The sequence below is a fragment of the Acinetobacter sp. BHS4 genome, from assembly GCF_018454425.1.
Taxonomy (GTDB): domain Bacteria; phylum Pseudomonadota; class Gammaproteobacteria; order Pseudomonadales; family Moraxellaceae; genus Acinetobacter; species Acinetobacter pittii.
In genome coordinates this window covers 3,706,110-3,720,600 of sequence record NZ_CP075323.1, presented here as the reverse complement: position 1 = coordinate 3,720,600, position 14,491 = coordinate 3,706,110, and the positions used below count along the sequence as shown (strand labels likewise).

General features: G+C 38.6%; 14 protein-coding genes. 9 read left to right on the top strand and 5 right to left on the bottom strand.

The window, feature by feature from the left end; translation table 11 throughout:
- Positions 1-55: 55 nt before the first annotated feature.
- Positions 56-1,273 (bottom strand): DUF445 family protein, encoded by a 1,218-nt coding sequence (locus KIP84_RS17875; protein ID WP_014208114.1) that lies wholly within the window; start codon positions 1,271-1,273, stop codon positions 56-58.
- Between the two features lie 385 nt (positions 1,274-1,658).
- Here KIP84_RS17875 and guaA point away from each other — a divergent pair, with 385 nt between their 5' ends.
- The 7 genes from guaA (at position 1,659) to KIP84_RS17840 (ending at position 7,132) form a co-directional block, all read left to right on the top strand.
- Positions 1,659-3,227, top strand: coding sequence for a glutamine-hydrolyzing GMP synthase (gene guaA, locus KIP84_RS17870; protein WP_002114136.1), 1,569 nt, complete (start codon positions 1,659-1,661; stop codon positions 3,225-3,227).
- 172 nt (positions 3,228-3,399) lie between these two features.
- On the top strand, positions 3,400-3,744 hold the full coding sequence (locus tag KIP84_RS17865; RefSeq protein ID WP_060466363.1) for an SMI1/KNR4 family protein: 345 nt from the start codon (positions 3,400-3,402) through the stop codon (positions 3,742-3,744).
- A gap of 225 nt (positions 3,745-3,969) precedes the next feature.
- The gene (locus KIP84_RS17860; RefSeq protein WP_060466364.1) at positions 3,970-4,476 is read left to right on the top strand and encodes a PadR family transcriptional regulator; all 507 of its coding nucleotides are present in this window, start codon (positions 3,970-3,972) and stop codon (positions 4,474-4,476) included.
- Positions 4,477-4,536: 60 nt separating this feature from the next.
- A complete protein-coding gene (locus KIP84_RS17855) occupies positions 4,537-4,842 on the top strand; it encodes a DUF3861 domain-containing protein (RefSeq protein ID WP_060466365.1) in 306 nt (101 codons plus the stop codon).
- Positions 4,843-4,998: 156 nt separating this feature from the next.
- Entirely contained in the window at positions 4,999-5,946 is a 948-nt protein-coding gene (locus KIP84_RS17850; protein ID WP_002114082.1) for a pirin family protein, read from the top strand.
- The gene (locus KIP84_RS17845) at positions 5,943-6,350 is read left to right on the top strand and encodes an OsmC family protein (protein ID WP_002114081.1); all 408 of its coding nucleotides are present in this window, start codon (positions 5,943-5,945) and stop codon (positions 6,348-6,350) included. Before KIP84_RS17850 ends, KIP84_RS17845 begins: the two co-directional genes overlap by 4 nt.
- 113 nt (positions 6,351-6,463) lie before the next feature.
- Positions 6,464-7,132, top strand: coding sequence for a glutathione S-transferase (locus tag KIP84_RS17840; protein WP_014208119.1), 669 nt, complete (start codon positions 6,464-6,466; stop codon positions 7,130-7,132).
- Between the two features lie 40 nt (positions 7,133-7,172).
- Here KIP84_RS17840 and KIP84_RS17835 read toward each other — a convergent pair whose 3' ends face one another.
- Complete coding sequence (locus KIP84_RS17835; protein ID WP_032063709.1) at positions 7,173-7,787, bottom strand: SPOR domain-containing protein; 615 nt, start codon at positions 7,785-7,787, stop codon at positions 7,173-7,175.
- 157 nt (positions 7,788-7,944) lie between these two features.
- Entirely contained in the window at positions 7,945-9,735 is a 1,791-nt protein-coding gene (argS, locus tag KIP84_RS17830; RefSeq protein WP_213689011.1) for an arginine--tRNA ligase, read from the bottom strand.
- A 494-nt stretch (positions 9,736-10,229) separates the two neighbouring features.
- On the opposite strand from argS, the gene KIP84_RS17825 reads away from it, so the two are divergent.
- Positions 10,230-11,927 carry an NAD-dependent malic enzyme gene (locus KIP84_RS17825; RefSeq protein ID WP_002114135.1) on the top strand — a complete coding sequence of 566 codons (1,698 nt, stop codon included), beginning with the start codon at positions 10,230-10,232 and terminating at the stop codon, positions 11,925-11,927.
- A 44-nt stretch (positions 11,928-11,971) separates the two neighbouring features.
- On the opposite strand, the gene KIP84_RS17820 is transcribed toward KIP84_RS17825, so the two are convergent.
- Complete coding sequence (locus tag KIP84_RS17820) at positions 11,972-12,892, bottom strand: Dyp-type peroxidase (RefSeq protein ID WP_213689010.1); 921 nt, start codon at positions 12,890-12,892, stop codon at positions 11,972-11,974.
- A 158-nt stretch (positions 12,893-13,050) separates the two neighbouring features.
- Between KIP84_RS17820 and KIP84_RS17815 the strand changes: the two genes are divergently transcribed.
- Complete coding sequence (locus KIP84_RS17815; protein WP_213689009.1) at positions 13,051-13,677, top strand: LysE family transporter; 627 nt, start codon at positions 13,051-13,053, stop codon at positions 13,675-13,677.
- A gap of 1 nt (position 13,678) precedes the next feature.
- Here the strand turns inward: KIP84_RS17815 and znuB are convergent, their stop codons facing one another.
- Positions 13,679-14,488: a zinc ABC transporter permease subunit ZnuB gene (gene znuB / locus KIP84_RS17810; protein ID WP_005071996.1), complete on the bottom strand. Its 810-nt coding sequence runs from the start codon at positions 14,486-14,488 to the stop codon at positions 13,679-13,681.
- Positions 14,489-14,491 lie beyond the last annotated feature (3 nt).

The following is a 14,491-nucleotide window of genomic DNA, read 5'->3' as shown; positions in this document are numbered from 1 at the left end:
AATAAAAACCGGATGAGCAATTCATCCGGTTTTTTGTATTTCTTTATTTTAAAAATTAAAGCATAAATTGGATTTGCAATTCCCCAACCACGAAACCAAGAACTGCGCCGACTGCAATTAAGGCCCACTCATCTTCTTTAAATGCAGGACGTAACATCCCTTCAAATTCAGAAGGTGTTAATTTTTGCATACGTTCAATGAGTGTGCTACGAATATTCATTGCATCTTCTGCATAAGACTCTACATATTTCATCGTCTCTGGAAGCTGTTGCATAATACGTTCAGCAACTTGTGATTTCATATTCTGATATTTTTCTCCGCCAATTGCATATACAACTAAAGGACGAATAACCCCAGCTTGCATATCAATTTCTTGTTTGACATGGCGGTTAACCAGATCAATAACACGCGCTGAATGTGTACCCGAAAATAACTCTTCCATCATGTGACGTGAAGTTAAAAGCTGTTTAGAAATTAAAGCTGCATAGTCAGCTGCAACTTCATTTTGACGTTTAATGAACAGACCTTGCCATGTGTAACCCAATATCTTTTTAGGATAAAGTGGTCTAAACATCATTTGCAGTGCAATCCAGTCACTGAAGAAACCCACAAAACCACCAAACAAAGGTAGCATCCAAGGATATTTTCCTTGAGTGACAATCCAGCACAGCATCTGAATCACACCAATACCGAAGCCAAATACAAAACCTACATTACTGAAAAATTTAAATTCTTGTTTCCCTACACGTTTAAAAATATTGTTGAGTAAACGTTTATCTTTAAGCAAGTTGCTGATAACAAGATGTTTAATATCAAAGTATCGATTCACATCACGCTGTACTTCGCTCATGATGTGTTCAACGATTTCGGGTGCTTTGGATTGCACACGACGGATGAGTCTTTGGCGAGCAAATTCTGGCATGCCTTCCCATAAACCGGGCTGATACTCTTGAGCAACGTCACGGGTAATGTCTTCAGCCGCTGCAAGTAGGGGTTTTTCTATTTCTTTGGCAATACGTTTAGGATCTAGGCGTGCAAAAATTTCTTCAGGTTTAATCAGCTTTGCTGTCATGAGCTCAACAGCAATGGTTGCCATTTTCTCGGCTTTGCGAGGCACAATGCCTTGCCAACCCAAAAATGGTTTAATACCTTTAAATTCAAGTGGTGAAAACATCATCTGGATGGCAACCACCTTGGTGATATAGCCAATTAAACCACTCATAAAAGGAATAGAGACATACAACCAAAAATGTTGCTGGAAATCTGCAATCATAGTTTGAAGCATTGTTGTTCCTTAGATTTCTATTGATTTTGATAGGGGGCAACAAGCCATAAAAATGGATAATTGTTTAAGCACAGACAAATATCGCTTATGGTATCTACCTTTCCATGGTAATGCCTGTTTTATCGGCTCATCTTAACATCAAATTCAAGGTGATGTTGCATAGAATGTGATGAATTTATCAATACACATGGAGTTTTTAAGCGTAACCCATACAGTTGATAAATATAAGTAAATTTTGATTTATATCAAACAATCCAATTATAGAAATGATTCTGATATGAAAAAAATAAGATATATGATGATTTGCGGTGCGCCGAAGCGCGAAAAATGTTAAAATGGCGCGCTTAATTCTTTTGCCATTTAGTGGTTTGTCATGACTACCAATACTCAAATTACTGAAGATCGTATCCTGATTCTGGATTTCGGCTCTCAATATAGTCAGCTCATTGCACGTCGTGTACGTGAAGCTGGTGTTTACTCTGAAATGTATGCTTTTGATATGTCTGAAGAAGACATTCGTGCTTTTAAGCCAAATGGCATTATTTTGTCAGGTGGACCTGAGAGTGTGCATGAAGAAGGCAGCCCTCGCGCACCACAAGTAGTGTTTGAGTTAGGCGTTCCAGTATTGGGTATTTGCTATGGCTTGCAAACCATGTCTGAACAGTTAGGCGGTAAAGTTGAGCCGGGTACTGTACATGAGTTTGGTTATGCCGAAGTTGATATCGTTAAACGCGACCAACTGATTGGTAACTTACAAGACCGTGAAAACCAACTTCATGTTTGGATGAGTCATGGTGACAAAGTTAGCCAGATTCCAGAAGGCTTTACCATTACTGCAAGCACACCAAGCTGTCCAGTTGCTGCTGTAAGTGATGAAGCGCGTCGTTTCTATGGCGTGCAATTCCACCCAGAAGTAACACACACGGCAAAAGGTGAAGAGTTACTTGCAAACTTCGTTCATAAAATTTGTGGATGTGGTGGCCTTTGGACACCTGAACACATCATCGATTTACGTGTAGAACAATTACGTGAACAAATCGGTAATGAAAAAGTTCTTTTAGGCCTTTCAGGTGGTGTTGACTCATCTGTCGTTGCTGCGCTTTTACACAAAGCAATTGGCGACCAGCTAACATGTGTATTTGTTGATAACGGTTTACTTCGTTTAAACGAAGGTGACCAAGTGATGCAAATGTTTGCTGAAAACATGGGTATCCGTGTTATTCGTGCAGATGCTGAACAACGTTTCTTAACTGCATTGGCTGGTGAAGTTGATCCAGAGAAAAAACGTAAAATCATTGGCCGCGAGTTTATTGAAGTATTTGCTGAAGAAGCACGTAAACTTGATGGTGTGAAATTCTTGGCACAAGGTACGATTTACCCAGACGTAATCGAATCTGCTGCAAGCAAACAAGGTAAAGCACACGTAATTAAATCACACCACAACGTGGGTGGTTTACCAGAAGATTTAGCATTTGAATTGGTAGAACCTTTACGTGACTTGTTCAAAGATGAAGTTCGTAAATTAGGTACTACACTTGGCTTGCCACATAGCATGATTTACCGTCATCCATTCCCGGGCCCAGGTTTAGGTGTTCGTATTTTGGGTGAAGTGAAGAAAGAATATGCTGATATTCTTCGTCTTGCTGATGACATCTTCATGCAAGAGCTTCGTGACAGCGGTTGGTATGATAAAACTGCTCAAGCGTTTGCCGTATTCCAACCTGTTAAGTCAGTTGGTGTTGTAGGTGATGGTCGTCGTTATGCATGGGTAATTGCGCTTCGTGCAGTTGAAACGGTTGACTTTATGACAGCTCGTTTTGCACATTTACCATACGAATTGGTTGATAAAATCTCAACGCGTATTATGAATGAAATTAAAGATGTATCACGTGTTGTATACGACGTGTCATCTAAACCACCAGCAACGATTGAGTGGGAATAATTTTCCTCTAGTTGTTGTTAAAAAAGGACGCATTAGCGTCCTTTTTTATTACTTAACGATTTTAATAAGAGTAAATTTATTAGCTCAAGGAACTGTATATAGAGGGTTGAATATAATATTTTATAATTTTATATGCTGGATTGGTTTTATCTAATTTTAAGGTCTAAAGGTTATGCCCCTATTAAATGAAATAAGAGCAAAAATTGAAAGAGATTTCCATAGACAACTACCAGATATATATTTTGAATTATTAAAATTTTCAAATGGTTTTTTATTTGAAAGTGGCGTAGTTATTTATTCTTCTGATGAGGTTTTTGAAAGAAATCAAACTTTTGAAGTGCAAAAGTATGCTGGAGATTATTTAGCCATAGGTGATGATAGTGGTGGAATATCAATTCTTATACCATTTCTAGGGACAGGTGTTTTTGCCGTAGATCAAGGCAGCATGGATCCTAATGACATGAGTAAAATTAGTGATTCCTTAATGAACTGGTTTAAAGCTGGATGCCAAATTTAGCTTTTGGCAAATGAATTTTAAATAAGATAAATAAACCAAGGTTGGTTTATAAGAATGGTTTTTAAGAGTGCTTAAGCACTCTTTTTTATTACTTAGCTTTTAAAGCTCAAAATTAATTTTTATAACTATCAAAGCAATAGATCAACTCTTATTACTTTTACTTGATCAAAGATATACTAAGATATATCTTAATAATTATAAATTGATCATTTTGGATCTTAAAAGATGAAACAACAATCAGAACAGCATCATGCTGAACATCATCGTTCGGGACGCCGTGGAAGACTTTTTGAAGCTGGACGCATGAAACTTTTGGTACTCCACCTTATTCAGCAAAGCCCAAAGCATGGCTATGAAATCATTAAAGAAATAAGTGATTTGGTAGGCGATGGCTATACGCCAAGCGCAGGAACAATTTATCCAACATTAACCAGTCTTGAAGAAATGAATTTGATTAATTTACTGGATGTAGAGCGTAAGCAATATCAAATCACGGAATTTGGGAAAGCTTACTTAGCTGAACAACAAGACAAGTTGAAAGAGTTATTAGAAAAATTACGCCTTAGACGTGAAATTCACAGTAATGATGAATTAATCGAAATTCATCGTGCAATGGAAAACCTAAAAACAGCCTTGCGTTTGAAGTTGAACTCGGCAGGTCTCCAACAAGAGCAGATTTATCAAATTGCCGAAAAAATTGATCAGGCTGCTGTTGCTATTGGGCGGCTATAAATCGACCTTAAACAAGTTGAAATTTTTCAAAGTTATTAATTTTTAAAAGAGAATTTATATATGAAACAACATCAATATCATGTCACGGTACAACACTTAAAAAATGCAAAAGGAGAGGCCTCTACTTATACTGAACGCCTTGGGTTCTATGCGGGAAATCATGACGATATTTTTGAAATTGTTGAACGCTTAAAAAAAGCAGATTTTTTTGATGATGAAACAACAAAATCTTTTGGAGTTGGGCTAAAACTTTTTAGTGAGGTTATGCTTGAAAACCGTGACCACCCACTATTTCAAGAGTTTCTCCCACAATTTAGTCAATTTATGAAAAACCTAAAACAGCTCGTTAAAACTCAATCATCTTAAGCTGCTCAATGCAGCTTTAATGTTATGTAATTAACAAATGATTGTCTCATTCATAGCACCCTGTGTATTACTAAAAGACTATATTGAATAATGAGTGTATTGTTAAGATCATTACAACGACTCATTGCAAAAGCATAGGTAAAAGAGAGTAATATCATGAGCAATAATAATGATTACGATATTTCTGATTCAAAGGATTGCGAAAAATTTGCCAATCAGTTTATTCAGGAATTTCCAATTCGCTCTGCTGAAATTGGACAGGGGACAGTCATTAAGCGGGCTTTACCTAGCCGACAAAAACGAATGATTGGTGCTTGGTGTTTCCTAGATCATGCGGGCCCAGTAACTTTTCCAGCGGGTGATGGTTTAGATGTTGGTCCTCATCCTCATATTGGTTTGCAAACCTTCACGTGGATGATTGAAGGCACCATGATGCATACCGATAGCTTAGGCTCAAAACAATTGATTCGCCCTAAGCAAGTTAATTTAATGACGGCAGGTCACGGAATTTCACATACAGAAGTTGCACCTGATACTGAAACTCAAATGCACGCTGCTCAGCTCTGGATTGCTTTACCAGATGCTAAGCGCAACATGGATCCGAAATTTGAACATTATCCTGAACTGCCTGTTGTTGAGAAAGACGGTCTAGAGTTTACCGTGCTTGTGGGTGAGTATTTGGCAACTACTTCTCCAGTCTTGGTACATACGCCGTTAGTGGGTGTTGACCTCATTGCTACCGAAGATACGAAAACCCGCATTCCATTAAATCCTAATTATGAATATGGTTTTATGGCGCTTGAGGGTAGTGCTCATGTAAATGGCCATGAGTTAACTGCTGACAACATGGTGGTATTAGATACGGGTCTTAGTGAAATCGAGATTGAAGTAAAAAAAGGTAACCGTATTCTTTTGATTGGCGGTGAACCGTTTGAAACACCAATTTTGCTATGGTGGAACTTTGTTGCACGTACAATGGATGATTTAAAAGAAGCCCGTGAGCAATGGATTAACCATGATGCACGTTTTGGTGAAATTCCAGATTATGTTGGTGCACGTTTAGAAGCCCCTGTTCTTCCAGATCAAATGAGAGCATCAAAATGACAGCAGTAATCGCAAGCAGTAAAGCAAAGCCCCTTGCTGAACAATGGAAGGGCGAAATCACCAGTGGTCGTCACCAATATTTTTGTGATGAGCCAGAAAAGTTAGAAGGGCAAGATCAAGGCCCAGCGCCATATGATTTGCTCACTGGAAGTTTAGCCGCGTGTACGCTCATTACTTTAAGAATGTACGCAAAGCATAAGGGTTATGATTTTGGTGAGTTTTCGGTTGAAATCGATTTTCATACCAATAGAGAACATGAAGAACATATAGAACGTCGTATTGTTTTTAAAGACTTACCAAACGAAGAGCTTCAACAAAAAATCTTAGCGGTATGCGGAAAAACCCCAGTCACTAAAACTTTGTTACGTAGTTTAGACATTCATACTGTGCTTGTTACAGCGTAAAAATGCTATTTTGTTGAGGTGGATGATTTTATATCCATCCCACAAATGGAATAAAACAGCATGTTCACATGCTGTTTTTTATGTAAAAAAGAAAAATAAAAGCAGGCAATAACATGATTAGTGTACACCACCTGGAATGTTCGCGATCGTTTCGAATTCTATGGGCTTTAGAAGAATTAGGCTTAGATTATGATATTCATTATTATCAACGCTTACCTAACTATTCCGCTCCAGAAACATTGAAATGTATTCATCCTTTAGGTAAAGCTCCGATTTTGACTGATGATGAACAAGTCATCGCAGAATCAGCTGTGATTTTAGAATATTTACAGCAGCGTTATGATCAGAAGCAACAATTTAAACCTAAAGAGCCACAAGATTTACAGCAGTATATTTACTGGATGCACTATGCTGAAGGTTCGCTTATGCCATTACTGGTCATGACTTTGGTCATGAATAGTGTAAACAAACATGTGCCATGGTTAATTCAGCCAGTAGCTAAAAAAATCACAGAAGGGGTGAAAGCAAATTTTGTTCGACCACGTATGAAAGATCATATTAGTTTTTTAGAAAACTATTTGGCAGAGCATGAATATTTTGCAGGTGATTTTTCATTCGCTGATATTCAAATGAGCTTTCCTTTGGAAGCTTTACAATCTCGCTTACAGGGTAAATACCCTCATATTCAAGCTTTTTTACACCGTATTCAGCAAAGACCTGCGTTTCAAAAAGCGAGACAAAAGGGAATTGGTTCTAATGAAAGGAATTGTGCTGATATTTAAAAGAAAAGGAACAAATATTTGTTCCTTCTTTATTTTCACTTTACTTGCGTTTGATCACGATAGAATCAATGCCACTGTGTTGTAAGGTCTGCTGAGCAGCCAAAGCAGCATCTTGAGTATCATACGGTCCAGAAATAACGCGATACCATGTTTGTCCGTTTTCAGTACTTTTAACTACATCGGCAGATAAGCCATTTAAAATGATTTCTGCACGGCGGGCATCAGCCTGATCAGGATCGTTATAACTACGAACTTGTAAAATATATGTAGGTTGCTGAGGAGTTGTAGCTGACTGATTCGGGTCAATTCCTACACTTTCAGAGGCGGCTGGTTGAGTGGTACTTGGTGCTTCAACGATCATAGCAGTGCCTTGATTTTTACTTTCAGGGATCGCTTGTTCAGGAATAGGGGTAACCTGTTGTTGAGGCAATAGGTCGTAGAAGCGATAGTCTTTATTAGTATCTTCTTCTTGATAATGTTCAGAAGTAATCTGATTTTTCGCAGGAACAGGTTGCCAAGGTTTCCAAAGCATAAGCATTACAGCGATACATAAGACCGCCAAAATAGCGACAAGTGTCCCTAACCATTTGGGAATTATGGGCTTTTTAGGCTTGTTAGGTCTTTCAGATACACCGCGTTGCGTTTTGCCAAACACGTGGATTATTCCTCTGTATTTTGATTGTTTTTTAATTCGAGTTTGAGTCTCGTCTTACGATGCTAAAAACAGTGGTTTGTATTGATATTTTAACTATACAAACCACCGCTTACTATATATTGCATGACCTTTAATTTGCTGTCATGCAATATATTTATTACATAGATTCTGGTGCAGATACACCAAGTAATTCTAAACCATTACGAAGCACTTGTTGTACATTGATTGAAAGCAATAAACGGGCTTGTGTAAGCTCTGCATCATCGCTTAATACTTTATGTTCATTGTACCAACCGTGGAACAGTGCAGCTAACTCTTTTAAGTAGTTACCAACCTGATGAGGTTCATATGCATTTGCAGCACGTAATACCGCGTCTGGGTATGCTGCCAGTTTAGCAAGAATCTCAGTTTCTGCATCAAGAGACAAGCGAGCTGCATGTGGACGAGCAGCGTTTACATCGAATTGTAAATCTGTGCTTACTGCTTTTTCTAACATACGACAAATACGTGCGTGTGCATATTGAATATAGTACACAGCATTGTCTTTACTTTGTGAAACAGCAAGGTCAAGGTCAAAGTCGATGTGTTGTTCACTCTTACGCATTACGTAGTAGAAACGAGCTGCGTCATTGCCCACTTCTTTACGTAAGTCACGTAAAGTCACGAATTGACCTGAACGAGAAGACATTTGAACCATCTCACCGCCACGCCATAAACTTACAAACTGAACTAAAAGAACAGTCAATTTCTTAGAGTCGTAACCCATTGCATCAATCGCCGCTTTTACGCGAGAAATATAGCCATGGTGGTCAGAACCCCAAATATCGATTAGGTCAGTATAACCACGTTGTAGTTTATTTAAGTGGTATGCAATGTCAGATGCAAAGTAAGTCGTTTGGCCATTACGACGCTTAACAACACGGTCTTTTTCATCACCAAATTCAGTCGACTTGAACCAGATGTTGCCATCTTTTTCATAAAGGAAGCCACGTTGATCAAGTGTTTCTAAAGCTTCATCAATTTTTGCACTAAGAGATGCTTCACTAAACCATTGGTTGAACGTTACACCAAAGTCAGCAAGGTCATCTTTAATGTCATCTAAAATGGCATGAAGAGCAGCTTGGTGGAATACGCGGTAACCTTCACCTAACAATTGTTGTGAGTTGGCAATAAGGCCATCAATATGCTTTTCTTTATCACCAGATAACACAACTTTGTTGCCTTCGCTATCTAGCTCTTCAGCATATTGCACATCTTCTGGTACGTCTTTATAAACATTCGCAACTTCACGAACGTAAGCATTGCCATCTTTATCAATAATGCCTTGTGCGATTTCTTTAACGTAATCGCCTTGATATGCATTTTTAGGGAATACAAGGTTTTGTCCAAGTAGTTCCAAATAACGTAAATAAGTAGAAGTCGCCAAAATATCCATTTGACGGCCAGCATCATTCACGTAGTACTCACGGTCAACTTTAGCACCCGTTGCTTCAAGTAAATTAGCAACAGTCATACCATATGCCGCACCACGTCCATGACCTACGTGTAGGCTAGACGTAGGGTTTGCAGAAACAAATTCGACTTGAATCTTTTTCGCTGCATTTGCTTGGCTACGACCAAAAATTTCTTTTTGTGCTTGAATTTGATCAAGAATAGCAAAACGCTGGTCTGCATTTAAAAAGAAGTTAATAAATCCGGGTCCTGCGATTTCAGCTTTACTGATATCTGCCACTTCTGGTAATGCAGCTAGAACTTTCTCGGCTAAATCACGTGGTTTCATACCAGCAGCTTTCGAGCCGATCATGGCAATATTAGAAGCAAAGTCGCCATGGCTTCGGTCTTTGGTGCGTGTTAAGTTGCTTGTGTTTTTCCAGTCGGAAGGAAGCACCCCTTCTTGTTGAAGAGTTTGCACTGCATGGTCGAGAGCTGCTTGTATTGCCGTATTCATATCAATCGAAAATAGATGTCGCAGAAAAACGTCAAATATAGCAAATTTCCGATGACTTAGGGGAGGGGATTTAATATTCCAATAATTCTTTATGCAAATTACTGATGATTATTTTTTAAATGAATGTCGGTTGATGAATCACCTTACTATTCTGAAAATAATGAATTACAAGCCTTCTGGGTATTTTTTGTGAGTAAATTACGTATTTAATTTAATATTATTTCCTGAGGAAATACCTGTTGCCGCTAAATCATATAATTATGGCTTTTAAAGTTGAGAAAATAAAAGAAATTTTTAAAATCATAAAAATATTAAGATACTGATTTTTATTATTTATTTTTAAACATGTTTTAACTAAATAGTGTTCAATTTTAACATCACGGTTTAAAATATCTATTTTGATCGAATTAGGCTTAAGCTTATACGCACAAAGAGTTTTAGAGACCATACAAAACGTGTTTTTCTCTACTCTAAGCTGGAAAATGAGATAGGCAATGATATCAGGACACCCAAGTAAACATCCCCTTTATATCCCATATGCAGGTTTTACACTTTTAGAGTTACCACTTTTAAATAAAGGTTCGGCTTTCACTGAAGAAGAAAGAAGTAACTTTAACTTACACGGTTTACTCCCCCATATTATTGAAACTATTGAAGAGCAGAGCCAGCGCTCTTATCAGCAATATTGCGCTTTTACTGATGATATCAATCGACATATCTATTTGCGTAATATCCAAGATACCAACGAAACCTTGTTCTATCATTTAATCGAAAATCATCTTGAAGAAATGATGCCGATTATTTATACCCCAACAGTGGGTGAAGCATGTCAACGTTTCTCCGATATCTATCGTCGTCATCGTGGTGTTTTTATTTCATATCCAGATCGTGATGTGATTGATGATATTTTGCAAAACGTAAATAAAAATAATGTAAAAGTGATCGTGATTACTGATGGTGAACGTATCTTAGGTCTTGGCGACCAAGGCATTGGTGGTATGGGTATTCCTATTGGGAAACTTTCACTTTACACCGCTTGTGGTGGAATTAGTCCAGCCTATACATTGCCAATCACAATTGATGTGGGGACGAATAATCCACAATTACTAAATGATCCGATCTATATGGGTTGGCGTCAGCCACGTATTAGTGGTGATGAATATTATGCATTTGTCGATATGGTGATTGAAGCTGTAAAGCGTCGTTGGCCAAAAGCATTAATTCAGTTTGAAGATTTCGCACAAAAAAATGCGATGCCACTTTTAGAAAAATATCGCGATAAAATTTGTTGTTTTAACGATGATATTCAAGGAACAGCAGCGGTATCTGTAGGTAGTTTGATTGCTGCAAGTCGTGCAGCAGGCAAGCAATTAAAAGATCAAACAATTGCTTTCTTAGGCGCGGGCTCTGCGGGATGTGGTATTGCAGAGCAAATTGTTGCACAAATGGTTGCTGAAGGTCTGACTGATTCTGAAGCCCGTGCACGCGTTTATATGGTGGATCGTTTTGGTTTGATTACCGAAAATCAGCCAAACTTATTGGACTTCCAACGCAAATTGGCGCAAAAAGCTGAAGTGGTTGATCAATGGGGCAATATTGAAGAAGTGATTTCACTCCTTGATGTTGTTAAAAATGCTAAGCCTACAGTGTTAATTGGTGTTTCTGGTCAACCAGGTCTCTTCACAGAAGAGATTATTAAGACCATGGCAGCGAATTGTGAACGCCCAATAGTCATGCCATTGTCTAACCCAACTTCACGTGTTGAAGCAGTACCGGCTGATATTGTGGAATGGACTGAAGGTAGAGCATTAATTGCAACAGGTAGCCCGTTTGCTCCTGTGAATCATCACGGCAAGCTTTATAATATTTCTCAGTGTAATAACTCGTACATTTTCCCGGGCATTGGCTTAGGGGTGGTGGCATCGGGTGCTAAACGCGTTACTGAAAATATGTTAATGGCTTCAAGTAGTGCTTTAGCAAATTGCTCGCCATTACTGAAAGATCCGCAAGCTGATTTATTGCCACCTTTAGGTGAAATTCAGCAAGTCTCTAAAGTGATTGCATTTGAAGTTGCCAAAGCTGCAATGGCCGATGGCGTGGCAGTAACGATTAGTGATGATTTGCTACAGCAAAAAATTGATCAATCATTCTGGAAACCTGAATACCGCAAATATAAGCGTATTCCTTTCTAAGGTTGAGAACGTAAAAAGAGGAGCTTAAGCTCCTCTTTTTTATTTTAGTCTTCTAAAACTTCTTCTAGCAATTCTTCACTAGGTGCGAAGTAATATGCACCGTCTAATGGTGTCACGAAATGCAATAAGCGATCATGGATACCATCTCCACTTGTACCAAACATACGTTTTAACATGGCATCAATAATATTTAGGTCCTTGGTGTACGCAATGAAAAATAAACCCTGATCACCTCTGCCGTCGCCATAAGGCAGACTATGACGCAAGATTTCCATTTCTTCGCCTTCGTCATCTTCAACGACAGTACGTGCGACATGAGCATTTTCTGGTTTAACGTCATCATCCAGTTCAATTGACTCAAGCTTAGTACGACCCATGACATTTTCTTGAGCATCAACTTTTAGTTTTTTCCATTTTTCTAAGTCATGTGCATAGCGCTGCGCGAAAATGAAACTGCCATCAGCAAAAACTCCCGCGCTTTCTGGCAATAGGGCTGTTTCTGCGCGGTCATCTGGAAATTGAGGGTTTTCTGTGCCGTCTATAAAGCCTGTAATATCTCGGCCATCAAAATAGCGGAAGCAAACACGCTCATCAAGAACTTCAACTTTATCTTTAATACCTTCAAAAAATGCTTGGCTTAATGCAAAACAAATATCAGAACGCATACTAGCAATATGGATGAGGACATCAGCGGGAACGGCTGGCATGTTGAATGCGCCGTTTTCTGGTTTAAGTTGTTTAAAGCCAGCAGGAGATTGACTGTAAAGTTGCTTCCAAAGTTCTGGACCAAAAGCGACTGCTGTTTTGATTTGCGCGTCTGAATGCTGAGTAATGAGACGGTCGCGTGTTTCAAACAACGCTTCGAGTTGTTCTTTTAATTCATCAATTGATAAGTTTTTTAAACGAAGAACAATAAATCGGGCATGATCTGATGGCAACGGCAAAATGACAGATTGAGCAGTCATTGGAAGGTATCTCCTCAATTATAATTTAGTATGAGCTTTAATTATTGTGCCTGATGCGAAGAGCGGTTAGTAGTCTATTTCTTGATTTTATTGTTTGAATTCTCATCAAGATAGTTTTATAAAACAATATAATTCCACTTTTATTGTCTATTTTTACTATGTCTTTGCAAGTTTGGTTTGCCTATATGTTGGCCTGTTGGGTCATTAGTATCTCTCCGGGTGCGGGAGCTATTGCCTCAATGTCGAGTGGTCTAAACTATGGCTTTAGGCATGGTTACTGGAATGCAATTGGTTTACAAGTTGCCTTGGTGCTTCAAATTATGGTGGTGGCAGCAGGTGTGGGGGTCTTATTTGCCACAACTCCTTTAGCTTTTCAGGTGGTTAAGTGGTTTGGTGTAGCTTATTTATTGTATTTGGCCTATTTGCAGTGGACAGCACCTGTAAAAGATATAGAAATTCAACAAGAAAAAAGAGATAAATCTGCTTTAGCTCTGCTATTAAATGGTTTTGTGGTCAATATTAGTAATCCTAAAGCGATCGTATTTTTATTGGCAGTTTTGCCGCAGTTCTTAGATTTGAGTAAGCCTCAATGGATACAATATCTAATTATGGCGGCTACTATGATTACGATCGATTTGATTGTAATGGCTGGATATACGGGGCTGGCATCCAAGGTTTTAAGATTACTTCGATCCCCTAGACAGCAAAAATATTTAAATCGGGGCTTTGCTGTAATGTTTAGCTGTGCAGCTTTATTATTGAGCACTGTTCATCAGGCGTCCTAAGTTAGGCCGCCTGTGTTTGATTTTTTAGCTTTTGAGTTATAAAAATAACAGCAAAACTTAATGCCATACATAAAACAATACTAAGACCTGTAGAGATATTGAGTGCTGCACTTGACCATAAACCGACACTAACACCGAGCTGGGCTAACACGAATGCCCAAATAACCATTTGCTTTGGTGAGTTTGCCAATAGACGAGCGCTTAAGGCTGGTATTACGAGTAATGCACCCATTAGCAAAGAACCTACAGCACGCAAAGCTAAAACTGTAAATAAAGCTAATAACAGCATAAAAATAAGTCGTTGCCAGTTTGCATTCACCCCTTCACTAATTGCGATATCTGGATCAATTGCAAACTGTATTTGTGGCTGCCAAAACCGATAAAGAATTACGAGCGATATCGCAATAATTAAAGTGAAAACAGGAAGATCTGGCCAATCAATACTCAATAAGTCACCAAACAAATAACTTAAAAGCTCGGGTCTTAAACTTGGAACATGTTGAATAAATAGTAAACCGCTACAGAGTAATGTTGCTGAACATAAGGCTAGCAGAGCATCATTGGGTAAACGGTTGTCATGTAAAGCCCATAAAACGCCTACCAGTAAAACCGCTGTACCTGCAACTCCAAGCCATAATGGAAGACTTAAAGCTCCCGCAATAGCTACCCCAAGTAGTGTTCCGTGCGCCATTGTGTCAGCAAAAAAAGACATGCGTCTCCAAAGCATCAGACACCCCAGTGGTGCAGTCAAAAATACCAGCAGAGTTCCCATAATCCATGCGGGCAACAATAATTGTAACCATTCCATCATGGC

Coding starts and splice junctions, on each gene's coding strand:
- KIP84_RS17875 (WP_014208114.1), bottom strand. CDS start 1,273: ATGATTGCAGATTTCCAGCAACATTTTTGGTTGTATGTCTCTATTCCT.
- guaA (WP_002114136.1), top strand. CDS start 1,659: ATGACTACCAATACTCAAATTACTGAAGATCGTATCCTGATTCTGGAT.
- KIP84_RS17865 (WP_060466363.1), top strand. CDS start 3,400: ATGCCCCTATTAAATGAAATAAGAGCAAAAATTGAAAGAGATTTCCAT.
- KIP84_RS17860 (WP_060466364.1), top strand. CDS start 3,970: ATGAAACAACAATCAGAACAGCATCATGCTGAACATCATCGTTCGGGA.
- KIP84_RS17855 (WP_060466365.1), top strand. CDS start 4,537: ATGAAACAACATCAATATCATGTCACGGTACAACACTTAAAAAATGCA.
- KIP84_RS17850 (WP_002114082.1), top strand. CDS start 4,999: ATGAGCAATAATAATGATTACGATATTTCTGATTCAAAGGATTGCGAA.
- KIP84_RS17845 (WP_002114081.1), top strand. CDS start 5,943: ATGACAGCAGTAATCGCAAGCAGTAAAGCAAAGCCCCTTGCTGAACAA.
- KIP84_RS17840 (WP_014208119.1), top strand. CDS start 6,464: ATGATTAGTGTACACCACCTGGAATGTTCGCGATCGTTTCGAATTCTA.
- argS (WP_213689011.1), bottom strand. CDS start 9,735: ATGAATACGGCAATACAAGCAGCTCTCGACCATGCAGTGCAAACTCTT.
- KIP84_RS17825 (WP_002114135.1), top strand. CDS start 10,230: ATGATATCAGGACACCCAAGTAAACATCCCCTTTATATCCCATATGCA.
- KIP84_RS17820 (WP_213689010.1), bottom strand. CDS start 12,892: ATGACTGCTCAATCTGTCATTTTGCCGTTGCCATCAGATCATGCCCGA.
- KIP84_RS17815 (WP_213689009.1), top strand. CDS start 13,051: ATGTCTTTGCAAGTTTGGTTTGCCTATATGTTGGCCTGTTGGGTCATT.
- znuB (WP_005071996.1), bottom strand. CDS start 14,488: ATGATGGAATGGTTACAATTATTGTTGCCCGCATGGATTATGGGAACT.